Consider the following 26,452-nt stretch of genomic DNA (forward strand, 5'->3'; position numbering starts at 1 on the left):
GAATATGAAAAAACATACGATATTCGCTGTCACCGAAAAATAATTACGATGGGCTATACTCTTCTGAAGAACAGTAGCGTAGATTGAAACTGTCCTAAGTCGCTTATTTGTTTTCAGTATATCTTCATATTTCAGGAGAATATGGTGTAGTTAGTCGATCTCGCACGTTGCGTTTCGTTTTGATTCCGTCTGCTTTCCCAGCCTTATAAGGGTGTGAATTATGGAGATGTATTTTAAAAGAATGAAAGATGAGTGGACCGGGCTTGTCGAACAGGCAGATCCGCTCATTCGTGCTAAAGCCGCGGAAATTGCCGTTGCGCATGCCCATTATCTGAGTATTGAGTTTTACCGAATTGTCCGTATCGACCCACATGCCGAAGAATTCTTAAGTAATGAACAAGTTGAGCGGCAGTTGAAAAGTGCGATGGAACGCTGGATTATAAACGTGCTTTCTGCCCAGGTTGACGATGTCGAAAGGCTAATACAAATCCAGCATACCGTCGCGGAAGTGCATGCCCGCATAGGAATTCCGGTAGAAATTGTCGAGATGGGGTTTCGGGTGCTGAAAAAAATCCTCTATCCGGTCATCTTCTCTTCGGATTATTCCGCCGCAGAGAAACTTCAGGTCTACCATTTCTCTATTAACAGTATTGATATCGCTATGGAAGTGATGACCCGCGCGTTTACCTTTAGTGACAGTAGTGCCTCAAAAGAAGATGAAAACTATCGTATCTTCTCGTTACTGGAAAATGCCGAAGAAGAAAAAGAACGGCAAATAGCCTCATTACTTTCATGGGAAATAGATATTATCTATAAAGTCCTGCTGGATTCTGATTTAGGCAGTAGTTTGCCTTTAAGCCAGGCTGATTTTGGCCTGTGGTTTAACCATAAAGGTCGACATTATTTTAGCGGCATAGCCGAAGTGGGCCATATCTCCCGTCTGATTCAGGATTTTGACGGTATTTTCAATCAAACCATGCGTAACACCAGGAATTTGAATAACAGAAGTTTACGGGTGAAATTTTTATTACAGATAAGAAATACCGTATCGCAAATTATTACCTTGCTGCGTGAATTGTTTGAAGAAGTATCGCGCCACGAAGTCGGTATGGATGTACTGACGAAATTACTTAACCGCCGTTTCCTGCCGACGATCTTCAAACGCGAAATTGCCCATGCCAACCGGACCGGTACGCCGCTGTCAGTGCTGATTATTGACGTTGATAAATTCAAAGAGATTAACGATACGTGGGGCCATAACACTGGCGATGAAATTCTGCGTAAAGTCTCTCAGGCCTTTTATGACAACGTCCGCAGTAGTGATTATGTTTTCCGCTACGGGGGCGATGAATTTATCATTGTTTTGACTGAAGCTTCTGAAAACGAAACGTTACGTACCGCAGAACGTATTCGCAGTCGGGTGGAGAAAACCAAACTGAAAGCCGCAAACGGCGAAGATATTGCCCTCTCACTTTCCATCGGTGCCGCCATGTTTAATGGTCATCCTGACTATGAGCGCCTCATTCAAATAGCCGATAAAGCTCTGTATATCGCCAAAAGACGAGGTAGAAACCGTGTTGAACTCTGGAAAGCCAGTCTTTAGATGCGCCAGGATGCAGAGGTAATCATGAAGCTAACCGATGCGGATAATGCCGCCGATGGCATTTTTTTCCCCGCCCTTGAGCAAAATATGATGGGCGCGGTGTTAATTAACGAAAATGATGAAGTGATGTTTTTCAACCCCGCCGCAGAGAAGCTCTGGGGATACAAACGTGAAGAAGTCATTGGCAATAACATTGATATGCTGATTCCGCGGGATTTGCGTCCCGCGCATCCTGAATACATCCGTCACAACCGTGAAGGCGGTAAAGCGCGCGTCGAGGGGATGAGTCGGGAGCTGCAGCTGGAGAAAAAAGACGGCAGTAAAATCTGGACCCGTTTTGCGCTATCGAAAGTGAGCGCCGAGGGGAAAGTTTATTACCTGGCGCTGGTACGGGATGCCAGCGTAGAAATGGCGCAAAAAGAACAGACCCGACAATTGATTATTGCCGTTGACCATCTCGACCGACCGGTGATTGTCCTCGATCCGGAACGCCATATTGTGCAGTGCAATCGCGCATTTACCGAAATGTTTGGTTACTGCATTAGCGAAGCCAGCGGTATGCAGCCCGATTCACTCCTGAACATTCCAGAATTCCCTGCTGATAACCGCATTCGTTTACAACAGTTGCTATGGAAAACCGCCCGCGATCAGGACGAATTTCTGCTGTTGACGCGCACCGGTGAAAAAATCTGGATTAAAGCCTCTATCAGCCCGGTCTATGATGTGCTCGCGCATCTGCAGAACCTGGTAATGACTTTCTCGGATATCACCGAAGAACGGCAAATCCGCCAGCTTGAAGGCAATATTCTCGCCGCCATGTGCAGCAGCCCGCCATTTCATGAAATGGGGGAAATTATTTGTCGTAACATCGAATCTGTACTCAACGAATCGCATGTTTCGCTGTTCGCGCTGCGCAACGGGATGCCGATACACTGGGCGTCATCTTCGCACGGTGCAGAAGTTCAAAATGCGCGAAGCTGGTCAGCGACCATTCGTCAGCGTGATGGTGCGCCTGCGGGGATCCTGCAAATTAAAACCTCGTCAGGAGCAGAAACCAGCGCCTTTATCGAACGCGTGGCAGATATCAGCCAGCATATGGCCGCGCTGGCGCTGGAACAGGAAAAAAGCCGTCAGCATATTGAACAACTCATCCAATTTGATCCGATGACCGGTCTGCCAAATCGCAATAACCTGCACAATTACCTCGATGACCTGGTCGACAAAGCCGTCTCTCCGGTGGTCTATCTCATCGGTGTTGACCATATTCAGGATGTGATTGATAGCCTTGGCTATGCGTGGGCCGATCAGGCATTGCTGGAAGTGGTCAATCGCTTTCGTGAAAAACTCAAACCGGATCAGTATCTCTGTCGTATCGAAGGTACGCAGTTTGTCCTCGTGAGCCTCGAAAACGACGTCAGTAACATTACCCAGATCGCCGATGAGCTACGGAATGTGGTCAGCAAGCCGATAATGATTGACGATAAACCATTCCCGCTTACCTTGAGTATTGGCATCAGCTACGACGTGGGTAAAAACCGCGATTACCTGCTCTCCACTGCTCACAATGCAATGGATTATATTCGCAAAAATGGCGGTAACGGCTGGCAGTTCTTCAGCCCGGCGATGAACGAAATGGTAAAAGAGCGTTTGGTTTTAGGCGCGGCGCTGAAAGAAGCAATTAGCAATAACCAACTGAAACTGGTTTACCAGCCACAAATCTTCGCAGAAACGGGTGAACTGTACGGCATCGAAGCCCTTGCTCGCTGGCACGATCCCCTGCATGGTCATGTGCCCCCTTCACGGTTTATTCCTCTCGCAGAAGAGATCGGTGAAATCGAAAATATTGGACGCTGGGTCATCGCGGAAGCTTGTCGTCAGTTAGCAGAATGGCGTAGCCAGAATATTCATATCCCGGCGTTATCCGTTAACTTGTCGGCGCTGCACTTTCGCAGTAATCAACTGCCTAATCAGGTGTCTGATGCAATGCACGCCTGGGGTATTGACGGCCACCAGCTGACGGTGGAAATCACGGAAAGTATGATGATGGAACACGATACCGAAATCTTTAAGCGCATTCAGATCCTGCGCGATATGGGCGTGGGTTTATCGGTAGATGATTTTGGCACGGGCTTTTCCGGATTATCCCGCTTAGTCAGTCTTCCGGTAACGGAAATCAAAATTGACAAAAGTTTTGTCGATCGTTGTCTGACCGAAAAACGCATCCTTGCCTTACTTGAAGCCATTACCAGCATTGGGCAAAGCCTTAATTTAACCGTCGTGGCGGAAGGCGTCGAAACCAAAGAGCAATTTGAGATGCTACGCAAGATCCACTGTCGCGTTATTCAGGGATATTTCTTTTCCCGCCCCCTACCCGCCGAAGAAATTCCAGGCTGGATGAGCAGCGTGTTACCGCTGAAAATCTGACAAATTCCTCTCGCCCGCACTCGCGGGTTTTCATTTAACGTGACACTGTCACTTAAATACTGTGATTTCAGCTACGATTCCGGGAGATTCCTTCCTTAATTTCCCCTCTTGCACCAAAACTGCACTACGCTGCACAAATGTTGATCAAAAGTTAAAAAATATAACTTTAAGCCAGCATTCTGGCGCTTATCCCGGCATGGCATGAGATCTGCATAAGCGGAAAGCGCAGCAATTTTTGTCTTATACAGGAACCGTTTATGTCGGATACCACCGAACTGGTTGATTTAGCCGTGATCTTCCCTGATCTGGAGATCGAATTGAAATACGCCTGCGCTGATAACATCACAGGTAAAGCTATTTACCAGCAAGCGCGTTGTCTGTTACACAAGGATGCGATTACCGCGCTGGCGAAAAGTATCAGTATCGCCCAGCTGTCAGGCTTACAACTGGTGATTTACGATGCGTATCGCCCACAACAAGCACAGGCGATGTTGTGGCAAGCCTGCCCAGACCCGCAATATGTTGTTGATGTGGCGGTCGGTTCTAATCACAGCCGTGGCACGGCGATCGACCTGACGCTTCGTGATGAGCACGGGAACATCCTGGATATGGGTGCAGAGTTCGATGAAATGCACGAACGTTCCCATGCTTATCACCCTTCCGTCCCGCCCGCCGCTCAGCGCAATCGGCTGTTGCTGAATGCGATTATGACTGGCGGTGGCTTTGTCGGTATCCCGAGCGAATGGTGGCACTTCGAATTACCCCAGGCAGCGAGTTACCCACTACTCGCTGATCAATTCACCTGTTTTATATCCCCTGGCACACAGCACGCCAGTTAATCAGGAAACTGTCATGAAGAGATCGATATCGTTTCGTCCTACATTGCTCGCGATCGTCCTTGCCACAACAATGCCGGTTGCGCACGCCGCCGTACCGAAAGATATGTTGGTGATCGGTAAAGCTGCCGACCCACAAACCCTCGACCCGGCGGTAACAATTGATAATAACGACTGGACAGTGACCTATCCGTCTTATCAGCGACTGGTTCAGTACAAAACGGACGGTGATAAAGGCTCAACCGACGTTGAAGGCGATCTGGCGAGTAGCTGGAAAGCGTCTGACGATCAAAAAGAGTGGACGTTCACCCTGAAGGACAATGCTAAATTTGCCGATGGCACACCTGTCACTGCCGAAGCAGTAAAACTCTCTTTTGAGCGGTTACTAAAAATCGGCCAGGGGCCAGCAGAAGCATTTCCCAAAGATTTAAAGATTGATGCTCCCGACGAACATACAGTGAGGTTTACCCTTAGCCAGCCATTCGCACCGTTCCTCTACACGCTGGCGAATGACGGTGCATCCATTATCAATCCGGCGGTCTTAAAGGAGCATGCGGCGGATGATGCCCGTGGTTTCCTCGCGCAAAATACCGCTGGCTCCGGACCGTTTATGCTGAAAAGCTGGCAAAAAGGTCAGCAATTAGTTCTGGTGCCAAATCCGCATTACCCCGGCAATAAACCGAATTTCAAACGGGTATCGGTAAAAATTATCGGTGAAAGTGCCTCCCGTCGCCTGCAACTCTCCCGTGGCGACATTGACATTGCCGATGCGCTGCCGGTGGATCAACTCAACGCACTGAAGCAGGAAAACAAAGTCAATGTGGCAGAGTATCCGTCACTGCGCGTCACCTATCTGTATCTGAATAACAGCAAAGCGCCACTTAATCAGGCGGATCTGCGTCGGGCCATTTCCTGGTCTACCGATTATCAGGGTATGGTTAACGGCATTCTGAGTGGTAACGGAAAACAAATGCGCGGCCCGATTCCGGAAGGCATGTGGGGATACGATGCGACGGCAATGCAATACAACCATGACGAAACGAAAGCCAAAGCCGAATGGGATAAAGTGACGAGCAAACCCACCAGCCTGACGTTTCTCTATTCTGATAATGATCCGAACTGGGAGCCTATTGCTCTGGCGACACAATCCAGTCTCAACAAGCTGGGCATCAACGTGAAGCTGGAAAAGCTGGCGAACGCCACCATGCGCGACAGAGTGGGTAAAGGTGATTACGACATTGCGATTGGCAACTGGAGCCCGGATTTTGCCGACCCGTATATGTTTATGAATTACTGGTTTGAGTCCGACAAAAAAGGTCTGCCGGGTAACCGCTCGTTCTATGAAAACAGTGAGGTCGATAAGCTACTGCGCAATGCGCTAGCGACCACCGACCAGACGCAGCGTACCCGGGACTACCAGCAGGCACAGAAAATCGTCATTGATGACGCTGCTTATGTGTACCTGTTCCAGAAAAACTACCAACTGGCGATGAACAAAGAGGTGAAAGGCTTTGTGTTCAATCCCATGCTGGAACAGGTCTTCAATATCAATACCATGAGTAAATAACGTGACCTTCTGGAGTATTTTACGCCAACGCTGCTGGGGGCTGGTGCTCGTGGTGGCGGGCGTCTGTGTGATAACGTTTATTATCTCGCACCTGATCCCCGGCGATCCGGCGCGGTTACTGGCGGGTGACCGCGCCAGCGATGCTATCGTGGATAATATTCGCCAGCAACTGGGACTGGACCAGCCACTGTACGTACAGTTTTACCGCTACGTCAGCGACCTGTTTCAGGGTGACCTGGGAACATCCATTCGTACCGGGCGTCCGGTGCTGGAAGAGTTGCGCATATTTTTCCCGGCGACGCTGGAACTGGCTTTTTGTGCCCTGCTGCTGGCACTCCTGATTGGCATCCCGCTGGGCATACTCTCTGCAGTCTGGCGAAATCGCTGGCTGGATCATCTGGTGCGAATAATGGCCATTACCGGAATCTCCACACCTGCGTTCTGGCTTGGGCTGGGCGTCATTGTGCTGTTTTATGGTCATCTGCAAATTCTTCCCGGCGGCGGAAGGCTTGATGACTGGCTGGATCCACCAACGCACGTTACCGGCTTTTATCTGCTCGATGCGCTGCTTGAAGGTAACGGTGAAGTCTTCTTCAATGTGCTGCAACATCTCATCTTACCGGCATTAACGCTGGCGTTCGTTCACCTGGGGATTGTCGCCCGCCAGATCCGCTCAGCGATGCTGGAACAATTGAGTGAAGATTACATTCGTACCGCCCGGGCCAGCGGCTTGCCCGGCTGGTATATCGTTTTATGTTATGCGCTACCCAATGCGTTGATCCCCTCGATTACCGTATTGGGTCTGGCGCTGGGCGATTTGTTGTATGGCGCAGTGCTCACCGAAACCGTTTTTGCCTGGCCCGGAATGGGTGCATGGGTAGTAACATCAATACAGGCGCTCGACTTCCCGGCAGTGATGGGCTTTGCCGTCGTGGTTTCATTTGCTTATGTGCTGGTCAACCTGGTGGTGGATTTGCTCTATTTGTGGATTGATCCGCGTATCGGACGTGGAGGTGGTGAATGATGCTAAGCGAGGAAACGTCCGCCGTACGCCCACAAAAACAAACGCGATTTAACGGTGCAAAACTGGTATGGATGCTGAAAGGCAGTCCGCTCACCGTGACCGGCGCAGTCATCATTGTATTAATGCTACTGATGATGATTTTTTCACCGTGGCTGGCGACGCATGATCCCAACGCCATTGATTTAACCGCCCGCCTTTTGCCGCCTTCTGCGGCGCACTGGTTTGGCACCGATGAAGTGGGACGCGATCTGTTTAGCCGCGTACTGGTCGGCAGTCAGCAATCAATTCTCGCCGGATTAGTGGTGGTCGCCATTGCAGGTATGATGGGGTCGCTACTCGGGTGTCTATCCGGTGTGCTTGGCGGACGCGCAGACGCGATTATCATGCGCATCATGGACATTATGCTGTCGATTCCTTCGCTGGTGCTGACAATGGCACTGGCAGCCGCTCTCGGGCCGAGTTTGTTTAACGCCATGCTGGCGATTGCTATTGTGCGAATTCCCTTTTATGTGCGCCTGGCGCGGGGGCAAACATTAGTTGTTCGCCAGTATACCTATGTTCAGGCGGCGAAAACCTTTGGTGCGTCGCGTTGGCATCTGATCAACTGGCATATTTTACGTAACTCCCTGCCGCCGCTGATTGTGCAGGCATCGCTGGATATCGGTAGCGCGATTTTAATGGCCGCCACGTTGGGATTTATTGGCCTGGGTGCTCAACAACCGAGTGCTGAATGGGGGGCGATGGTGGCGAATGGTCGCAACTATGTGCTCGATCAATGGTGGTATTGCGCATTTCCGGGGGCAGCGATTTTGCTTACCGCCGTCGGGTTTAATCTCTTTGGCGATGGTATTCGCGATCTGCTTGACCCGAAAGCAGGAGGAAAGCAGTCATGACCCAACCCGTTCTGGACATTCAACAGCTGCATTTGAGTTTCCCCGGTTTTAACGGCGACGTTCACGCGCTCAACAATGTGTCATTGAAAATCAACCGCGGTGAAATTGTCGGTCTGGTGGGAGAATCCGGCTCGGGTAAATCAGTCACTGCAATGTTGATTATGCGTCTGTTACCGACGGGCAGTTATTGCGTACATCGGGGACATATTTCACTGCTGGGAGAAGATGCTCTTAACGCTCGGGAAAAGCAGCTTCGTCAGTGGCGCGGCGCACGAGTGGCGATGATCTTTCAGGAACCGATGACCACCCTTAATCCGACACGTCGAATAGGTCTTCAGATGATGGACGTGATCCGCCATCATCAACCAATAAGTCGTCGGGAAGCCAGAGCTAAAGCGATTGCCCTGCTGGAAGAGATGCAAATCCCGGATGCCGTGGAAGTTATGTCGCGCTATCCGTTTGAGCTTTCAGGTGGTATGCGCCAGCGGGTAATGATTGCGCTGGCATTCTCCTGCGAGCCGCAATTGATTATTGCCGACGAACCGACTACGGCGCTGGACGTCACGGTACAGTTGCAGGTACTGCGTCTGCTTAAACATAAAGCCCGCGCCAGTGGAACTGCGGTACTGTTCATCAGCCATGATATGGCCGTGGTGTCGCAACTGTGCGATAGCGTTTACGTGATGTATGCCGGAAGCGTGATTGAAAGCGGCGTGACGGCAGACGTTATCCATCATCCCCGGCATCCGTATACCATTGGTTTGCTGCAATGCGCACCGGAACATGGAATACCGCGCCAGCCATTACCCGCTATTCCGGGGACGGTACCAAACCTCACCCATTTGCCTGACGGCTGCGCTTTTCGCGATCGTTGCTATGCGGCAGGTGCACAGTGTGAAAACGTCCCGGCGCTGACAGCGTGTGGTGACAACAACCACCGCTGCGCCTGTTGGTATCCTCAGCAGGAGGTCATTAGTGTCTGACACGTTATTAACGTTACGCGACGTCCATATCAATTTCCCGGCCCGAAAAAACTGGCTTGGTAAAACTACGGAACATGTTCATGTCATCAATGGTATTGATTTACAGATCCGTCGTGGTGAAACCTTAGGGATCGTCGGTGAGTCAGGCTGCGGCAAAAGCACCCTCGCACAGCTTTTAATGGGTATGCTGCAACCGAGCCACGGGCAGTACATCCGTTCAGGATCACAACGCATTATGCAGATGGTGTTTCAGGACCCGCTCTCTTCGCTTAATCCGCGCTTACCGGTGTGGCGCATCATCACGGAACCGCTCTGGATTGCTAAGCGTAGTAGTGAACAACAGCGGCGAGCGTTGGCAGAGGAGCTGGCTGTGCAGGTGGGTATTCGTCCGGAGTATCTCGATCGCTTGCCTCATGCGTTCTCAGGCGGGCAGCGGCAACGTATCGCCATTGCCAGAGCACTCTCTTCGCAGCCTGACGTGATTGTGCTTGATGAACCAACCTCGGCGCTGGATATCTCCGTGCAGGCGCAGATCCTCAATTTACTGGTAACGCTACAGGAAAATCGCGAGCTGACTTATGTGCTGATTTCACACAATGTCTCCGTGATACGTCATATGAGCGATCGGGTGGCGGTGATGTATCTCGGGCAGATTGTAGAACTGGGCGACGCGCAACAGGTGCTGACAGCTCCGGCACATCCATACACCCGATTATTGCTGGATTCCCTCCCCGCCATTGATAAACCGCTGGAGGAAGAATGGGCATTACGTAAAACGGATCTACCAGGAAACCGCACGTTGCCACAAGGCTGTTTTTTCCGCGAACGCTGCCCTCTGGCAACCCACGGATGTGAAGTCCGGCAATCATTAACAATAAGGGAGGACGGACGTGAGATCCGGTGCTGGCGGTCGCTGTAGGACGCGGCATCCGGCTATTGCATGTCTACGGAAACGTTATGCGTCATAGGTTTTTTTTAACGTTTCCATCAACGCCTGCGCCGCAGTAGAAAGCTTATGGTGTGACGAACGCAGTACGCCTACTCGTCGCTCAATCACTGGATTATCCAGTTCCAGACACACTGCGCCCAGTTCGCTCATCTGCCTGCGGCACAGCGCAGGCACAGCGCTTCCTCCCAAACCGTTTGCCACCAGCCGCCCAACCGTAACCAGTTGATGGCTTTCCAGCGCCACTTCCAGTTGCGTTCCACTTTGTGCCAACTGCTCCTCCAGCATCAACCTGACGGCTGACGGTCGCTGGAGGGTGATAAAATCGAGCGTCAGCAAATCCCGCCAACTCACGCGTTGCCGATTTGCCAGTCGTGAATCGGCTGGAACAATAGCGACAAACCGATCCACGCCCAGTGGGGTAAAATGCACATGGCCGCAATAGTCAGGTTCAAAGGCAATACCCATCTCCACACGCCCTTCGCTCACCATTTCGATCACCTGCTCATTCACCACATCGTGCACGGTGACATTAATCCCTGAATAACAATCGCGGAAGGTTTTCAGCACCGGAGGCAGAACGTTGGCTGCAAATGACGGCATCGCTGCCACCGAGACTTTGCCCCGCCTGAGCGTGAATCGCTGACGCATGGCCTCCTCAGTGTTATCCCAGTCAGCCAGCAAAGGCCGTGCCATCGACAATAGCGTTTCCCCCTCCTGGGTTAATGTCACTTTTCGCGTAGTACGCAGCAGTAAAGCGCCCCCTAAGGCATCTTCCAGTCCTTTAATGGCAAGACTTAGCGCAGGCTGCGACATATTCAGCCGTTCACTGGCATGGGCAAAGTTCAGAGTGTGAGCTACCGCTAAAAACGCGCGTAACTGTTTGATGCTCATTTTCATCTGGCACTCCGTTAACCTACTGAATACATTTAATTAACATTATATTGATAAATAATACAAATGAATGAGTCACAAATTTAAAATTAACAAATCATTTTTTGCCCTTAATGATGTTGAAAAGGACAACTGGAGGGCAACTGTATGGCTGGGTTGGATAAACGGGTCGCTACGTATCACGAGGCGCTTGAAGGACTTACCAATGAGATGACGATTCTGGCAGGAGGTTTTGGCCTGTGCGGCATCCCGGAGAATCTGATTGCTGAAGTTCGCCACCGTGGAGTAACCGGATTAACGGTGGTTTCCAATAACTGTGGCGTAGATGGTTTTGGACTGGGTGTACTACTGGAAAGCCGACAGATCCGTAAAGTCGTCGCTTCTTATGTTGGCGAGAATGCTTTGTTTGAAAAACAGGTGCTTAACGGCGAACTGGAGGCGATTCTCACACCACAAGGAACCCTGGCAGAACAACTGCGCGCAGGCGGCGCGGGTATCCCGGCGTTCTTTACTGCCACCGGTTACGGTACTCCCGTTGCCGAAGGGAAAGAAGTCCGCGAATTCAACGGTCGCCCGTACATTATGGAACAGGCTATGACCGGTGATTTTGCCCTGGTCAAAGGCTGGAAAGCCGACTGGTACGGCAACGTGATTTATCGTCATACCGCGCAAAACTTCAACCCACTGATGGCGACTGCCGGAAAAATCACCGTAGTGGAAGTGGAAGAAATAGTGCCACCTGGTGAACTTGATCCTGCCGCTATCCATACCCCGGGGATTTTTGTTAATCGCGTCATTCAGGGGCAATTTGAAAAACGCATTGAACAACGCACCCTTAGCTGCAAAGGAGCCTGACCATGTTAACCCGTGAACAAATGGCGATGCGAGTCGCCCGCGAATTGCGCGATGGCTATTACGTCAATCTCGGCATTGGTATCCCGACCCTGGTGGCAAACTACATTCCTGACGGGATGGATGTGATGTTGCAGTCAGAAAACGGTTTGCTGGGTATGGGCGCATTTCCTACGGAAGACGAACTGGACGCCGACATGATTAATGCCGGTAAACAAACCGTTACCGCGCGGAAAGGCGCGGCAATTTTCGATTCGGCGCAATCATTCGCCATGATCCGTGGCGGTCATGTGGATCTGACTGTACTTGGCGCATTTGAAGTGGATGTGAATGGCAACATTGCCTCATGGATGATCCCCGGCAAGATGGTTAAAGGCATGGGCGGTGCCATGGATCTGGTTGCCGGTGCCGAGAATATTATTGTGGTAATGACCCACGCCTCCAAATCCGGCGAATCCAAACTGCTTCCTGACTGTACCCTTCCGTTGACCGGCGCCGGATGCATCAAACGCGTCTTAACCGACCTTGCTCTGCTGGAAATTGCTGACGGAGCTTTCATTCTGCGCGAGCGCGCGCCGGGAATCAGCGTTGCGGAAATCATCGCCAAAACCGCCGGTAAGTTGTTTGTGCCGGAACATGTCCCGGAAATGCAATTCAACTGAGGAATCACCATGCAGGACGTTGTTATTGTTGCCGCTACGCGCACACCGATTGGCTGTTTTCATGGCGCTCTCGCCCCACTTTCTGCGGTTGATCTCGGCGCTGCCACCATCCGTTCATTGCTGGAGAAAACAGCACTTGCAGCAGAACAGATCGACGAAGTGATTTTTGGTCAGGTCCTGACTGCCGGAAGCGGACAAAATCCGGCACGGCAATCGGCGCTCAAAGCCGGGTTAAGCCACGATACACCCGCCGTTACCATCAACCTGGTATGTGGTTCCGGTCTGAAAGCAGTACACCAGGCCGTACAGGCGATCCGTTGCGGTGATGCACAGATAATTATCGCAGGTGGCCAGGAAAGCATGAGTAACGCGCCCTATTTTATTGATGGCGCACGGGCAGGTTTACGCCTCGGGCATACCAGCATGAAAGACAGCGTGGTGCATGACGGACTATGGGACGCTTTCAATGATTACCACATGGGCATTACTGCAGAAAACCTAGCGCAAAAATATGCCATCAGTCGCGAGCGACAGGACACATTCGCGCTACGTTCTCAGCAAAAAGCCGCTGCCGCAATGGAAGCCGGGCGCTTTGCAGACGAAATTACTCCGGTCAGCGTACCACAAGGTAAAAAACCACCACGCAGGGTAAATACCGACGAACAACCACGTTCCGGGACGCAACTGGAAAAACTAGCACAACTGAAACCGGCCTTTCTTCCGGGGGCGGGAAGCGTCACCGCAGGAAATGCTTCTTCCATCAATGATGGTGCCGCCGCAGTCATGTTAATGCGCGCCAGCAAAGCTGCCGAACTTGGCCTCCCAGTGCTGGCTCGGGTGGCTGGTTATGCCGTTTCTGGCGTCGATCCTGCCTTTATGGGCATTGGTCCGGTCGCCGCTACCCGCGAATGTCTTAAGCGTTGCGGATGGACGCTGGAAGATATTGATCTTATTGAAGCCAACGAGGCTTTCGCAGCGCAGGCGCTGGCCGTTGGCGACGAACTGAACTGGGATTGCGACAAAGTGAATGTTAACGGCGGCGCAATCGCACTTGGGCATCCTATTGGCGCTTCCGGTTGCCGCATTCTGGTCACTCTCATTTATGAAATGGCGCGACGTAATGCGCAAAAAGGGCTGGCGACGCTGTGCGTCGGTGGCGGTCAGGGCGTGGCGCTGACACTGGAAAGAACCACAGGAGAACACCATGCAAACTGAACAATTTGCGGTATTGGGCGCCGGATTGATGGGCGTGGGGATTGCCACTCATTTCGCCCGCTTTGGTCATGATATCTGGCTGTACGATACCGAGCAGAGCCGGATTGCAGAAATCCACGTAGTTGCAGGCGGAATTCTTGATGAGCTGATTAGCTGCGAACAGTTTACTGCCCCGGAAAAAGAGAATGTGCTTAAACGTCTGCACGGCACGACTTCTCTTGCAGACATCGCCGACTCGCAACTACTGATTGAGGCGATCCCGGAGCGACTTGAACTAAAACACGCATTATATACCGAGCTTGAAACGCTTATTTCTCCTGAGGCCATTGTCGCCAGCAATACCAGCGGTCTGCCGCCCGATGATCTGGCCGCGAAGATGCGCTACCCGCAACGACTGCTGATCGCCCATTTCTGGCATCCGCCGCACTTCATTCCACTTGTGGAGATTATCCCCGGCAGCGTTACCGAGCCAAAGCATTTGCACTGGCTGCAACACTTGCTTGTGTCACTGCAACTGGAAGCAGTGTTGCTGGATCGCGCTGCGCCAGGATTTGTCGGCAACCGTCTGCAATTTGCACTGTTGCGTGAAGCCCTGCATATCGTAAAAAGCGGCATCGCCAGTGCAGAAGTGGTGGATCAGGTGATGCGCGCCTCGCTTGGGCGACGTTATGCCATGGTCGGCCCGCTGGAGGCCGCCGACATGACCGGACTTTCGACGGTGCAGGATATTTGTCGCCATCTGCTCCCTGAACTAGCGACTGGCAGCGACATGATGTCATTAGTTGCCGAAAAAGTGGAACGTGGAGACATCGGCGTACGTAGCGGTCAGGGATTTTACTGCTGGGATGAATCGCGGAAGCAGTACATCCAGCAGCGTCGGGAACATCAACTTCGCTTCGCCCTTAAACCATAACTTCTCTCGCTGTACCCACTATAACAACGATATTGAGGAGTCCCGATGAGTGTATTAATCGCCCTTGCTGCGCTTGGGCTGCTAATGCTGGCAGCCTATCGCGGATACAGCGTTATCCTTTTTGCCCCCATCGCAGCATTAGGCGCTGTTCTTGTCACCGATCCGGGGGCCGTTGGCCCAGCATTTACCGGCCTGTTCATGGAAAAAATGGTCGGCTTCGTGAAATTGTACTTCCCGGTGTTTCTGCTCGGGGCCGTGTTCGGAAAACTGATTGAACTTTCAGGATTTTCTCGTTCGATTGTCGCTGCTGCAATCAACATTCTCGGCCGGCGGCATGCGATTCCGGTGATTGTGCTGGTATGTGCATTACTCACCTATGGCGGAGTGTCGCTGTTTGTGGTGGCATTTGCCGTTTATCCGTTCGCGGCTGAACTGTTCCGCCAGAGTAACATCCCAAAACGACTTATACCGGCAACGGTGGCCCTGGGGGCATTCTCTTTTACTATGGACGCTCTGCCCGGCACGCCACAAATTCAGAACATTATTCCTACCAGTTTCTTTGGCACCAACGCCTGGGCCGCGCCGTGGCTGGGGCTTATTGGTTCACTGTTTATCATTGCCGTCGGGCTTATCTATCTGGAGCGGCAGCGTAGTAAAGCGCAGGCAAAAAATGAAGGTTACGGCACAGAGTTACTTAATGAACCTGAAACACCAGATAACATCAATTTACCGAACCCACTCATTGCGATTTCACCATTGATTCTGGTGGGGCTGTTGAACTTGTTGTTTACCTGGTGGATCCCTGTTTGGTACGGTGCGAGCCACCAACTGGAGTTGCCGGGACTTGCCGCCCCGATTACCACAGATGTCGCCAAAATCACCGCAATCTGGGCCGTCGAAGCTGCGCTCATTGCCGGAATTTTGCTGGTAGTGATTTTTGGATATCGCAATATTCATGGAAGACTGGCAGAAGGAAGCCGTACAGCGGTAGGCGGCGCAATTCTGGCTGCGATGAACACCGCCTCAGAATATGGCTTCGGTGCGGTTATCGCCGCCCTACCCGGTTTTCTGGTGCTCTCAAAGGCGCTGGCCGCCATTCCTGATCCATTACTCAACGAAGCCATCAGCATCACCACACTTGCCGGAATTACCGGTTCAGCGTCCGGCGGGATGAGTATTGCTCTTGCGGCGATGTCCGACACTTTTATTGCCGCTGCGCACGCTGCCAATATTCCACTGGAAGTTTTTCACCGCGTGGCATCTATGGCCAGTGGCGGCATGGATACATTGCCCCATAACGGCGCTGTGATCACCCTGCTGGCAATTACTGGGCTGAGTCACCGTCAGGCTTACGGCGGCATCTTCGCAATTACGATCATTAAAAGTCTGGCCGTGCTGTTTATCATCGGCGTGTACTACACCACCGGCATTGTCTAAGGAAAATCATCATGAATTTACAAGGTAAAACTGCGCTGGTGACGGGGTCCACCAGCGGTATCGGACTCGGTATTGCTCAGACACTGGCAAACGCTGGCGCGCAAGTGATCCTCAACGGCTTCGGTGATGTTGACGCGGCAATCAATGCGGTTTCTCGTATGGGTAAAACGCCTGGCTATCATGAGGCAGACCTCAGCGATGAATCGCAAATTATCAACATGATGGCCTACGCACGGCGGGAATTTGGCGGTGTGGACATTCTGGTGAATAACGCCGGGATCCAGTATGTCTCCCCGGTTGAATCTTTCCCTGTAGAAAAATGGAACGCCATTATCGCTATCAATCTCTCTTCTGTCTTTCACACCACGCGTCTGGCACTGCCAGAAATGCGCACTCGTAACTGGGGTCGGATCATTAACATTGCCTCTGTGCATGGGCTGGTAGCGTCGAAAGACAAATCAGCTTATGTTGCGGCAAAACATGGCGTGGTGGGACTCACAAAGACCATTGCTCTGGAAACTGCGCAGACGGGTATTACCTGCAACGCGCTCTGCCCTGGCTGGGTGCTGACGCCGCTGGTACAACAGCAGATTGATAAGCGCATTGCGCAAGGCGAAGATGCGGAAAGCGCGCGTGACGCCTTACTGTCAGAAAAACAGCCTTCTCGTGAATTTGTGACTCCGCAACAACTGGGTGAACTGGCGCTGTTTCTCTGTTCGGATGCGGCAGCACAAGTGCGTGGGGTGGCGTGGAATATGGATGGCGGTTGGGTAGCGCAGTAAGTGTTCGCCGGATGACGCGTCATCCGGCAATGCTTTACGATTTCAACTGGTAATCCAGCGTAATTTCCGCTTTCAGTACCTGAGAGACCGGGCATCCTGCTTTTGCTTTCTGGATAATGCCGTCAAAAGTAGAGGCATCAATACCCGGCACCGCAACTTCGCTCTTCAGTGCGATTTTAGTAATCGCAAAACCTGCATCCACTTTATCCAGCGACACATCGGCGGTGGTATCAATCGATGTTGGCGTGAATCCCGCTTCCCCCAGCATTAATGAAAGCGCCATTGAGAAACATGCGGCATGCGCTGCGCCAATCAGTTCTTCAGGGTTGGTTCCTTTTTCGCCTTCAAAACGCGTGTTAAATCCATACGGCTGTTGGTTCAGCACGCCGCTCTCGGTGGATACAGTTCCCTTCCCGCGTTTGATATCGCCTTCCCAGTGTGCCTGACCTTTCTTATGGATTGTCATTGTTGCTCTCCTGTGGGCTTAAAAAGGAAATTATAGACTACGTGAGAAACCGCACGAGGATAAGCAGGATATTCCGAATAAAATCCGGCGAAAACATTATCTCTGTACTTAAATTAAATTCCCACAATAGATAACGGGGAATATATATCCAAAAGATATTGTATCAATATTAATCGGATCGCCCCAATTACAATCCCTATGAATATCATGGTGTTATAATATAAAAATTATCAACCAGGACTAATCTTAACAACGAAGCGGCAAATATTTGCCATGCTGAATGTGCTTTATATATCTGCGATCCGTAGCAGACACCAAAAATACACAGACACGGAGAATCGCTATGTTTACTTATTATCAGGCAGAAAATTCAACAGCAGAACCCGCTCTGGTTAATGCCATTGAGCAAGGCCTTCGGGCAGAGCACGGTGTTGTCACTGAAGATGACATTCTCATGGAGCTGACCAAATGGGTGGAAGCTTCTGATAACGACATCCTCAGTGATATCTACCAGCAAACGATCAATTATGTGGTCAGTGGCCAGCACCCTACGCTTTAAGGTGCTATGCTTGATCGGCAACCTAATTTAGGGGTTTAGCACGTGTTTCTTCGCTACGGCGATGTTGTCCTTAAAACTAGCAACAGGATTGAGGAGTTAAAATGAAATCGAACCGTCAGGCACGTCATATTCTTGGACTGGACCATAAAATTTCTAACCAGCGCAAAATAGTTACCGAAGGTGACAAATCCAGCGTGGTAAATAACCCAACCGGCAGAAAACGCCCCGCTGAAAAGTAATTCATAACCATCAGTCCTCAATGACGATTAAACACCATTGCCTGCGCAATGGTGTTTTTGTTTTTATCTGCTTTATACTTGGGGCCGACGCCCTGGCGGTAAAGCAAAGACGATAAAAGCGTGCCAGGGATGGATATTCAAAAAAGAGTGAGTGACATGGAACCAAAAACAAAAAAACAGCGTTCGCTTTATATTCCTTACGCTGGCCCTGTACTGCTGGAATTTCCGTTGTTGAATAAAGGCAGCGCCTTCAGCATGGAAGAACGCCGTAACTTCAACCTGCTGGGGTTACTGCCGGAAGTGGTCGAAACCATCGAAGAACAAGCGGAACGAGCATGGATCCAGTATCAGGGATTCAAAACCGAAATCGACAAACACATCTACCTGCGTAACATCCAGGACACTAACGAAACCCTCTTCTACCGTCTGGTAAACAATCATCTTGATGAGATGATGCCTGTTATTTATACCCCAACCGTCGGCGCAGCCTGTGAGCGTTTTTCTGAGATCTACCGCCGTTCACGCGGCGTGTTTATCTCTTACCAGAACCGCCACAATATGGACGATATTCTGCAAAACGTGCCGAACCATAATATTAAAGTGATTGTGGTGACTGACGGCGAACGTATTCTGGGGCTTGGTGACCAGGGCATCGGCGGGATGGGCATTCCGATCGGTAAACTGTCGCTCTATACCGCTTGTGGCGGCATCAGCCCGGCGTATACCCTTCCGGTGGTGCTGGATGTCGGAACGAACAACCAACAGCTGCTTAACGATCCGCTGTATATGGGCTGGCGTAATCCGCGTATCACTGACGACGAATACTATGAATTCGTTGATGAATTTATCCAGGCTGTGAAACAACGCTGGCCGGACGTGCTGTTGCAGTTTGAAGACTTCGCACAAAAAAATGCGATGCCGTTACTTAACCGCTATCGCAATGAAATTTGTTCTTTTAACGATGACATTCAGGGCACCGCGGCGGTAACGGTCGGCACACTGATCGCAGCCAGCCGCGCGGCGGGTGGTCAACTGAGCGAGAAAAAAATCGTCTTCCTTGGCGCAGGTTCAGCGGGATGCGGCATTGCCGAAATGATCATCGCCCAGACCCAGCGCGAAGGATTAAGCGAGGAAGCGGCGCGGCAGAAAGTCTTTATGGTCGATCGCTTTGGCCTGCTGACCGACAAGATGCCAAACCTGCTGCCTTTCCAGACCAAACTGGTGCAGAAACGCGAAAACCTCAGTGACTGGGATACCGACAGCGATGTGCTGTCACTGCTGGATGTGGTGCGTAATGTAAAACCAGATATTCTGATTGGCGTCTCAGGACAGACCGGGCTGTTTACGGAAGAGATCATCCGTGAGATGCATAAACACTGTCCGCGTCCGATCGTGATGCCGCTGTCTAACCCGACGTCACGCGTGGAAGCCACACCGCAGGACATTATCGCCTGGACCGAAGGTAACGCGCTGGTCGCCACTGGCAGTCCGTTTAACCCAGTGGTATGGAAAGATAAAATCTACCCTATCGCCCAGTGTAACAACGCCTTTATTTTCCCGGGCATCGGGCTGGGCGTTATTGCTTCCGGCGCGTCACGTATCACCGATGAGATGCTGATGTCGGCGAGTGAAACGCTTGCTCAGTATTCGCCGCTGGTCCTGAACGGCGAAGGTCTGGTACTACCGGAACTGAAAGATATTCAGAAAGTCTCCCGCGCAATTGCCTTTGCGGTTGGCAAAATGGCGCAGCAGCAAGGCGTGGCGGTGAAAACCTCCGCCGAAGCTCTGCAACAGGCCATTGATGATAATTTCTGGCACGCCGAATACCGCGACTACCGCCGTACCTCCATCTAAGCCTGCGCCCGGTAGTGAAGGCTACCGGGCAATTTCCCTCTCCCTTTTTCAGATCTCATCCATACTGGGTAGTGGCGAATAAATCTCATTTGCCTCACCTGCTATGCAGAACATCATCCGAAAAGGAGGAACTATGAAGGCTGCAGTTGTTACGAAGGATCATCATGTTGACGTTACGGATAAAACACTGCGCTCACTGAAACATGGCGAAGCCCTGCTGAAAATGGAGTGTTGTGGTGTATGTCACACCGATCTTCATGTTAAGAATGGCGATTTTGGTGACAAAACCGGCGTAATTCTGGGCCATGAAGGCATCGGTGTGGTGGCAGAAGTTGGCCCAGGAGTCACCTCATTAAAACCAGGCGATCGTGCCAGCGTGGCGTGGTTTTACGAAGGATGCGGTCATTGCGAATACTGTAACAGTGGTAACGAAACGCTCTGCCGTTCAGTTAAAAATGCCGGATACAGCGTTGATGGCGGGATGGCGGAAGAGTGCATCGTGGTGGCGGATTACGCGGTAAAAGTGCCAGATGGCCTGGACTCGGCGGCGGCCAGCAGCATTACCTGTGCAGGGGTCACCACCTACAAAGCCGTTAAGCTGTCAAAAATTCGTCCAGGGCAGTGGATTGCTATCTACGGTCTTGGCGGTCTGGGTAACCTCGCCCTGCAATACGCGAAGAATGTCTTTAACGCGAAAGTGATCGCCATTGATGTCAATGATGAGCAGTTAAAACTGGCAACCGAAATGGGCGCTGATTTAGCGATTAACTCACGCACTGAAGACGCCGCCAAAATTGTGCAAGAAAAAACCGGTGGCGCTCACGCCGCGGTGGTGACAGCGGTAGCTAAAGCTGCGTTTAACTCGGCAGTTGATGCTGTCCGTGCAGGCGGGCGTGTTGTGGCAGTCGGTCTGCCGCCGGAGTCTATGAGCCTGGATATCCCACGCCTTGTGCTGGATGGTATTGAAGTGGTCGGTTCGCTGGTCGGCACGCGCCAGGATCTAACCGAAGCCTTCCAGTTTGCCGCCGAAGGCAAAGTGGTACCGAAGGTCGCCCTGCGTCCGTTAGCGGACATCAACACCATCTTTACTGAGATGGAAGAAGGCAAAATCCGTGGCCGTATGGTGATTGATTTCCGTCACTAAGAGGCCTTTGCTGCGACTGCCATGTTCGGGTCGCAGCATCGCACACTCTCCAACATGAAATGGCTAAATGGATTATTGTTGCGTAGGAAGGAACGCTACTGAGAGTAAAGACACTAATGAAAATGGCCAATCATCCCCGCCCGGGGGACATTATTCAGGAATCACTGGACGAACTTAATGTCAGCCTGCGCGAGTTTGCCAGAGCAATGGAAATTGCGCCCTCAACGGCAAGCCGATTGCTGACCGGAAAAGCAGCTTTGACACCAGAAATGGCGATTAAACTTTCCGTGGTGATCGGCAGTTCGCCGCAAATGTGGCTGAATCTGCAAAACGCCTGGAGTCTGGCAGAGGCAGAAAAAACGGTGGATGTGTCGCGATTACGCCGTCTGGTTACGCAATAAAAAAAATGGCGCTTCTTAAAGCGCCATTTTCAGCTTAAAGTTCAAAAGAGATTATATCCCTTCTTCACTCTCTTTTTTCGCTTCTGCCTTCTCGATTTCACGATACCAGCGCGGATGGTGTTTCTTCGCCCAGCGACGGCTCACCTTTCCTTCGATCATCCCTTTAATCGATCCTTTCACCCAGAATGCCATATACATATGGATCAGGATGGCGTGGATCAGGATGATACCCGCAGCCGCGTGGATCAGCAGGCTATAACGGACAACCTGTATCGGGAAGTACTGCGCAAAGTACGGACGCCAGATAATCACCCCGGTCACCAGCAGCACGAAAATCATGCTCATGATCGACCAGAACATCATCTTTTGCCCGGCGTTGTACTTACCAACATCCGCCACTTTGTGCTCATTGCCTTTTAATACTTCGACAATGTTCAACAGCCACGGAATATCTTTCTTATCCGGGATGTTGTGATGCACAAAACGCACAAACATAAACATCAGCGCGACGAAAATCGCAATGCCGAAGAACGGGTGCAAAATGCGCCCCATCTGCGGCGTACCGAAGGTTTGCGTCAGCCATTGCAGCGTCGGGAAGAAGAACGATATCCCGGACAGCGCCACCAGGAAGAAGCAAATCACCACGGTCCAGTGACAGGCGCGATCAATAAATTTGGTGCGCACAATCATTTTCGACTTACTCATGATGAGCCTCCTCGTCATCGTCCACTTCCTTATTCGGGCCAATACCGATGTAGTGGAAAATCAACCCGGCAAAAGTGGCAATAAAGCCAGCCGCTGCCAGCGGTTTCAACGCGCCTTTCCACAGGCTTACCGAGGTGTCGATCTTCGGATCTTTCGGCAGACCGTGATACAGCTCCGGCTGATCGGCATGATGCAGCACGTACATGACATGCGTACCACCGACCCCTTCCGGGTTGTAGACGCCAGCATGTTCGTAACCACGCGCTTTCAGTTTCGCCACGCGCTGTTCCGCCAGCTCCAGCATCTCCTTCTTGGTGCCGAAGTGGATAGCCCCGGTCGGACAGGTTTTCACACAAGCCGGTTCCTGGCCGACGCTGACGCGATCGACGCAGAGCGTGCATTTATATACCCGGTTATCCTCTTTGTTGAGGCGCGGAATATTAAACGGACACCCGGCAATGCAGTAACCACAGCCGATGCAGTTTTCCGACTGGAAATCGACAATCCCGTTAGCGTACTGAATGATTGCACCAGCAGACGGGCACGCCTTCAGGCAGCCCGGATCTTCACAGTGCATACAGCCGTCTTTACGGATCAGCCACTCCAGCTTGCCGTTCTGTTCGGTTTCGCTAAAGCGCATCACCGTCCAGGACTTGGCGCTCAGATCGGCGGGGTTATCGTAAACCCCGACGCAGTGCCCCACTTCATCACGGATGTCGTTCCACTCTGAACACGCCACCTGACAGGCTTTACAGCCGATACAGGTGGAAACGTCGATAAGTTTTGCGACTTCTGCTTTGTAATCACGCACCTGAGAAGGCGGCGTGATGGAGTTAGTTGCGGACCTTTTGATAATGTCCTGCGTTTCCATAGCCATCTGTTCGCCCCCTTACGCCTTCTCGATGTTGACTAAGAACGCTTTATATTCCGGCGTTTGCGAGTTTGCATCACCGACATTCGGCGTCAGAGTGTTAGCGATATAACCTTTACGCGCGACACCCTCAAAGCCCCAGTGGATTGGAATACCCACCGTTTCAACCTGCTGACCGTTTACATTCAGCGGCTTCAGACGGCGCGTTACCACAGCCACCGCGCGGATAAAGCCACGCTTGCTGGATACGGTGACACGGTCGCCATTGGCGATGCCTTTCGCCGCCGCCAGCGTTTCGCTGATTTCCACAAACTGTTCCGGCTGAGCAATTGCGTTGAGCAACGCGTGCTTGGTCCAGGTGTGGAAGTGCTCGGTCAGACGATAGGTCGTACCCACATACGGGAACTGCTCTTTTTTACCCATCCGCAGCGCGTCTTGTTCATACAGACGAACGACCGGGTTAGACACCACGTTCGGATGCAGCGGGTTAGTGCCCAGCGGCGTTTCAATTGGCTCGTAGTGTTCCGGGAACGGACCTTCCGCCATTTTGTTGATGGCAAACAGGCGTCCCATCCCTTCCGGCTGCATGATAAACGGCCCGGTTGGCGTACCCGGCGCGGCATTGCCGAAGTCCGGAATATCGTTACCCGTCCACTTGCTGCCGTTCCACTGGATCAGCATCCGTTTCGGATCCCACGGTTTACCGTTGATATCCGCCGAAGCACGGTTGTAGAGTACGCGACGGTTGAGCGGCCACGCCCAGGCCCATCCCAGCGTATTCCCCAGACCGGACGGGTCGGAGTTATCGCGGTTAGCCATCTGGTTGCCCTGCTCTGTCCAGCTACCGGTGTAGATCCAGCAAGAAGATGCGGTTGTACCGTCATCACGCAGATGCGCAAAGCTACTCAGCAACTGACCTTTCTTCGCAATCAGCACGCCATTGGCATCATAGAGATCTTCCAGCGCGTAGCCGTTGTTCTCTTTAGCTACTTCGTCAGATTGCGGTTCGTGCGGCTGCTTGTAGTTCCAGCTCATCTTCATCAGCGGTTCTACGCCTTTACCACCTTCGGCCTGGTACAACTCGCGCAGATGATGGTAGATACCCGCCAGAATTTCGCCGTCGTTACGCGCTTCGCCCGGCGCGTCCTGACCTTTCCAGTGCCACTGTAACCAGCGACCGGAGTTAGCGATAGAACCATCTTCTTCAGCAAAGCAGGTCGAAGGCAGACGGAATACTTCAGTCTGAATAGACGCCGGATCGACATCGTTCGACTCGCCGTGGTTCTGCCAGAAGGTAGAGGTTTCAGTCACCAGCGGATCGATAACCACCATGTACTTCAGTTTGCTCAGGCAGCTCACCACTTTGTTTTTGTCCGGGAAGGACGCAACCGGGTTAAAGCCCTGGCAGAAATAACCGGTGACTTTGCCTTCGTCCATCATGTTGAAATACTTGATGACGTCGTAGGTCTGGTCCCACTTCGGCAGCCAGTCGTAGCCCCAGTTGTTTTCTTTCTGCGCGGCATCGCCATAGAAAGATTTCATCAGGCTAACGAAGAACTTCGGATAGTTGCTCCAGTAGTTCACCTGATCAGCCAGCGTCGCTTTCGGCGTATTCGCTTCCAGATACGACTGCAAATCAACCTGTTTTTCTGACGGCAGCGTCAGATAACCCGGCAGGCTGGTTGAGAGCAGACCTAAGTCGGTCAGGCCCTGAATGTTGGAGTGACCACGCAATGCGTTCACGCCGCCACCAGCCATACCCATGTTACCGAGCAGCAATTGGATCATCGCCATGGTGCGGATGTTCTGCGCACCCACGGTGTGCTGCGTCCAGCCCAGCGCGTACAGGAAGGTGGTAGTGCGATCCGGCGCGCTGGTGGAGGCCAGCACTTCACACACTTTCAGGAAGTCGGCTTTTGGCGTACCGCAGATGTTTTCTACTACATCCGGCGTGTAGCGGGAAACGTGCGCTTTCAGCAGGTTCCACACACAGCGCGGATGAGTCAGTGTTTCATCGCGTTTCGCATAGCCGTTTTCATCGAACTGATAGTTCCAGGACGATTTATCGTACTGGCGTTTTTCAGCGTCATAACCGCTGAACAGGCCATCTTCGAAAGCAAAATCATCACGCACCAGCAGGCTGGCGTTGGTGTAATGCTTAACGTATTCGGCGTTGATTTTGTTGTTTTCGATCAGGTAGCGCAAAACGCCAGACAGGAACGTAATGTCCGTACCGGAACGAATAGGTGCGTAAATATCCGCCACAGAAGCGGTACGCGTAAAACGGGGATCGACAACGATCAAGGTTGCATCGTTGTTGTTTTTCGCTTCCATCGCCCAGCGGAAACCGACGGGATGCGCTTCCGCAGCGTTACCACCCATCACCATTACGACGTTAGCGTTTTTGATATCCACCCAGTGGTTGGTCATCGCACCGCGACCAAATGTTGGAGCAAGACTTGCTACCGTTGGTCCGTGTCAGACGCGCGCCTGGTTGTCTACCGCCAGCATCCCGAGGGAGCGGGCAAATTTCTGGGTCAGCATCCCGGTTTCGTTGCTGGCACCGGAGGCACACAGCATACCGGTAGAAAGCCAACGGTTTACCGTTACGCCCTGCTCGTTCTTTTCAATAAAGTTAGCGTCACGGTCAGCTTTCATCAGCTTCGCAATACGGGAGAATGCTTCTTCCCAGCTAATGCGCTGCCATTTGTCAGAACCTGGCGCACGATATTCCGGGTAGCGCAGACGGTTTTCGCTGTTGACGTAATCCAGCAAACCGGCCCCTTTCGGGCACAGCGCACCACGGCTTACCGGATGATCCGGGTCACCTTCAATGTGATAAATCGCTTCTCTGGCGTTTTTCGCGCCATCACCCAGGCTATACATCAATAGCCCGCAACCTACGGAACAGTATGTGCAGGTGTTACGGATCTCTTTAGCGCGTAATAATTTGTAGTTTCGCGCCTGAGCCAGTGCTTGCTTTGGGGCAAAGCCCAATGCCGCTACTGTTGTTCCAGCCATACCGCCCGCGCAGATTTTAAAAAATTGTCTGCGACTGACGTCCATTGCTTTCCTCTTTTTTCAGGGGTATTACTGCGCGAGGAAACTAACAGTAAAATTCTGAATCTTTTTGCGCGAAATCAAAAAGAACACGTGTTTGCCACAAAATAATCCGCCTGCGC

Annotated in this window: 24 protein-coding genes; 19 read left to right on the forward strand and 5 right to left on the reverse strand. The window is 51.8% G+C overall.

Annotated features, from left to right (window positions below):
* Positions 1-220: 220 nt before the first annotated feature.
* The 8 genes from dosC to ACJHXB_RS06690 all read left to right on the forward strand — a co-directional run bounded on the left by dosC (position 221) and on the right by ACJHXB_RS06690 (position 10,249).
* Entirely contained in the window at positions 221-1,603 is a 1,383-nt protein-coding gene (gene dosC / locus ACJHXB_RS06655; RefSeq protein WP_410233478.1) for a diguanylate cyclase DosC, read from the forward strand.
* 24 nt (positions 1,604-1,627) lie between these two features.
* Complete coding sequence (gene dosP, locus ACJHXB_RS06660) at positions 1,628-4,027, forward strand: oxygen-sensing cyclic-di-GMP phosphodiesterase DosP (RefSeq protein ID WP_001604573.1); 2,400 nt, start codon at positions 1,628-1,630, stop codon at positions 4,025-4,027.
* 257 nt (positions 4,028-4,284) lie between these two features.
* Entirely contained in the window at positions 4,285-4,866 is a 582-nt protein-coding gene (gene ddpX, locus ACJHXB_RS06665; RefSeq protein ID WP_001285824.1) for a D-alanyl-D-alanine dipeptidase, read from the forward strand.
* A 13-nt stretch (positions 4,867-4,879) separates the two neighbouring features.
* The gene (locus ACJHXB_RS06670; RefSeq protein WP_000830536.1) at positions 4,880-6,430 is read left to right on the forward strand and encodes an ABC transporter substrate-binding protein; all 1,551 of its coding nucleotides are present in this window, start codon (positions 4,880-4,882) and stop codon (positions 6,428-6,430) included.
* A 1-nt stretch (position 6,431) separates the two neighbouring features.
* The gene (locus tag ACJHXB_RS06675; RefSeq protein WP_000145092.1) at positions 6,432-7,454 is read left to right on the forward strand and encodes an ABC transporter permease; all 1,023 of its coding nucleotides are present in this window, start codon (positions 6,432-6,434) and stop codon (positions 7,452-7,454) included.
* On the forward strand, positions 7,451-8,347 hold the full coding sequence (gene ddpC / locus ACJHXB_RS06680; RefSeq protein ID WP_000979620.1) for a D,D-dipeptide ABC transporter permease: 897 nt from the start codon (positions 7,451-7,453) through the stop codon (positions 8,345-8,347). The genes ACJHXB_RS06675 and ddpC overlap by 4 nt, the downstream gene beginning before the upstream one ends.
* Positions 8,344-9,330 (forward strand): ABC transporter ATP-binding protein, encoded by a 987-nt coding sequence (locus ACJHXB_RS06685; RefSeq protein ID WP_000193512.1) that lies wholly within the window; start codon positions 8,344-8,346, stop codon positions 9,328-9,330. The genes ddpC and ACJHXB_RS06685 overlap by 4 nt, the downstream gene beginning before the upstream one ends.
* On the forward strand, positions 9,323-10,249 hold the full coding sequence (locus ACJHXB_RS06690; RefSeq protein ID WP_001285564.1) for an ABC transporter ATP-binding protein: 927 nt from the start codon (positions 9,323-9,325) through the stop codon (positions 10,247-10,249). Before ACJHXB_RS06685 ends, ACJHXB_RS06690 begins: the two co-directional genes overlap by 8 nt.
* A 36-nt stretch (positions 10,250-10,285) precedes the next feature.
* Here ACJHXB_RS06690 and ACJHXB_RS06695 read toward each other — a convergent pair whose 3' ends face one another.
* A complete protein-coding gene (locus ACJHXB_RS06695; protein WP_000784070.1) occupies positions 10,286-11,176 on the reverse strand; it encodes a LysR family transcriptional regulator in 891 nt (296 codons plus the stop codon).
* 141 nt (positions 11,177-11,317) lie between these two features.
* Between ACJHXB_RS06695 and ACJHXB_RS06700 the strand changes: the two genes are divergently transcribed.
* From ACJHXB_RS06700 to ACJHXB_RS06725, 6 genes are read left to right on the forward strand one after another with little or no spacing between them, the layout of a single operon-like run.
* Positions 11,318-12,025, forward strand: a complete 708-nt coding sequence (locus ACJHXB_RS06700; RefSeq protein WP_000907687.1) for a CoA transferase subunit A — start codon at positions 11,318-11,320, stop codon at positions 12,023-12,025.
* Positions 12,026-12,027: 2 nt separating this feature from the next.
* Positions 12,028-12,684, forward strand: a complete 657-nt coding sequence (locus ACJHXB_RS06705; protein WP_000957779.1) for a CoA transferase subunit B — start codon at positions 12,028-12,030, stop codon at positions 12,682-12,684.
* Between the two features lie 9 nt (positions 12,685-12,693).
* The gene (locus tag ACJHXB_RS06710) at positions 12,694-13,899 is read left to right on the forward strand and encodes an acetyl-CoA C-acetyltransferase (RefSeq protein ID WP_001154415.1); all 1,206 of its coding nucleotides are present in this window, start codon (positions 12,694-12,696) and stop codon (positions 13,897-13,899) included.
* Positions 13,889-14,812: a 3-hydroxyacyl-CoA dehydrogenase family protein gene (locus ACJHXB_RS06715; RefSeq protein WP_001192841.1), complete on the forward strand. Its 924-nt coding sequence runs from the start codon at positions 13,889-13,891 to the stop codon at positions 14,810-14,812. Before ACJHXB_RS06710 ends, ACJHXB_RS06715 begins: the two co-directional genes overlap by 11 nt.
* A 45-nt stretch (positions 14,813-14,857) precedes the next feature.
* On the forward strand, positions 14,858-16,249 hold the full coding sequence (locus ACJHXB_RS06720; RefSeq protein ID WP_000114549.1) for a GntP family permease: 1,392 nt from the start codon (positions 14,858-14,860) through the stop codon (positions 16,247-16,249).
* 11 nt (positions 16,250-16,260) lie between these two features.
* Positions 16,261-17,031, forward strand: a complete 771-nt coding sequence (locus ACJHXB_RS06725; RefSeq protein WP_001053160.1) for a 3-hydroxybutyrate dehydrogenase — start codon at positions 16,261-16,263, stop codon at positions 17,029-17,031.
* Between the two features lie 34 nt (positions 17,032-17,065).
* On the opposite strand, the gene osmC is transcribed toward ACJHXB_RS06725, so the two are convergent.
* Positions 17,066-17,497 (reverse strand): peroxiredoxin OsmC, encoded by a 432-nt coding sequence (gene osmC, locus ACJHXB_RS06730; protein WP_000152305.1) that lies wholly within the window; start codon positions 17,495-17,497, stop codon positions 17,066-17,068.
* A 343-nt stretch (positions 17,498-17,840) separates the two neighbouring features.
* Here osmC and bdm point away from each other — a divergent pair, with 343 nt between their 5' ends.
* From bdm to ACJHXB_RS06755, 5 genes are all read left to right on the forward strand, one after another.
* Entirely contained in the window at positions 17,841-18,056 is a 216-nt protein-coding gene (bdm, locus tag ACJHXB_RS06735; RefSeq protein ID WP_000495766.1) for a biofilm-dependent modulation protein, read from the forward strand.
* 101 nt (positions 18,057-18,157) lie between these two features.
* Positions 18,158-18,295, forward strand: coding sequence for a stationary-phase-induced ribosome-associated protein (gene sra / locus ACJHXB_RS06740; protein ID WP_000841554.1), 138 nt, complete (start codon positions 18,158-18,160; stop codon positions 18,293-18,295).
* A 156-nt stretch (positions 18,296-18,451) separates the two neighbouring features.
* Positions 18,452-20,149, forward strand: coding sequence for a malate dehydrogenase (gene maeA / locus ACJHXB_RS06745; protein WP_000433462.1), 1,698 nt, complete (start codon positions 18,452-18,454; stop codon positions 20,147-20,149).
* Between the two features lie 133 nt (positions 20,150-20,282).
* Complete coding sequence (gene adhP, locus ACJHXB_RS06750; protein WP_000642406.1) at positions 20,283-21,293, forward strand: alcohol dehydrogenase AdhP; 1,011 nt, start codon at positions 20,283-20,285, stop codon at positions 21,291-21,293.
* Positions 21,294-21,409: 116 nt separating this feature from the next.
* On the forward strand, positions 21,410-21,694 hold the full coding sequence (locus tag ACJHXB_RS06755; RefSeq protein ID WP_000781370.1) for a HigA family addiction module antitoxin: 285 nt from the start codon (positions 21,410-21,412) through the stop codon (positions 21,692-21,694).
* Positions 21,695-21,745: 51 nt separating this feature from the next.
* Here the strand turns inward: ACJHXB_RS06755 and fdnI are convergent, their stop codons facing one another.
* The 3 genes from fdnI to fdnG are packed head-to-tail and all read right to left on the reverse strand — an operon-like array spanning position 21,746 to position 26,336.
* Entirely contained in the window at positions 21,746-22,399 is a 654-nt protein-coding gene (gene fdnI, locus ACJHXB_RS06760; RefSeq protein ID WP_000045646.1) for a formate dehydrogenase-N subunit gamma, read from the reverse strand.
* A complete protein-coding gene (gene fdnH / locus ACJHXB_RS06765) occupies positions 22,392-23,276 on the reverse strand; it encodes a formate dehydrogenase N subunit beta (RefSeq protein WP_069906136.1) in 885 nt (294 codons plus the stop codon). The genes fdnI and fdnH overlap by 8 nt, the downstream gene beginning before the upstream one ends.
* A gap of 12 nt (positions 23,277-23,288) precedes the next feature.
* Positions 23,289-26,336, reverse strand: a complete 3,048-nt coding sequence (gene fdnG, locus ACJHXB_RS06770) for a formate dehydrogenase-N subunit alpha (protein ID WP_015912497.1) — start codon at positions 26,334-26,336, stop codon at positions 23,289-23,291.
* Positions 26,337-26,452: the final 116 nt, after the last annotated feature.

It is taken from the genome of Escherichia sp. WS3227_2 (assembly GCF_046486495.1).
GTDB lineage: Bacteria > Pseudomonadota > Gammaproteobacteria > Enterobacterales > Enterobacteriaceae > Escherichia > Escherichia coli.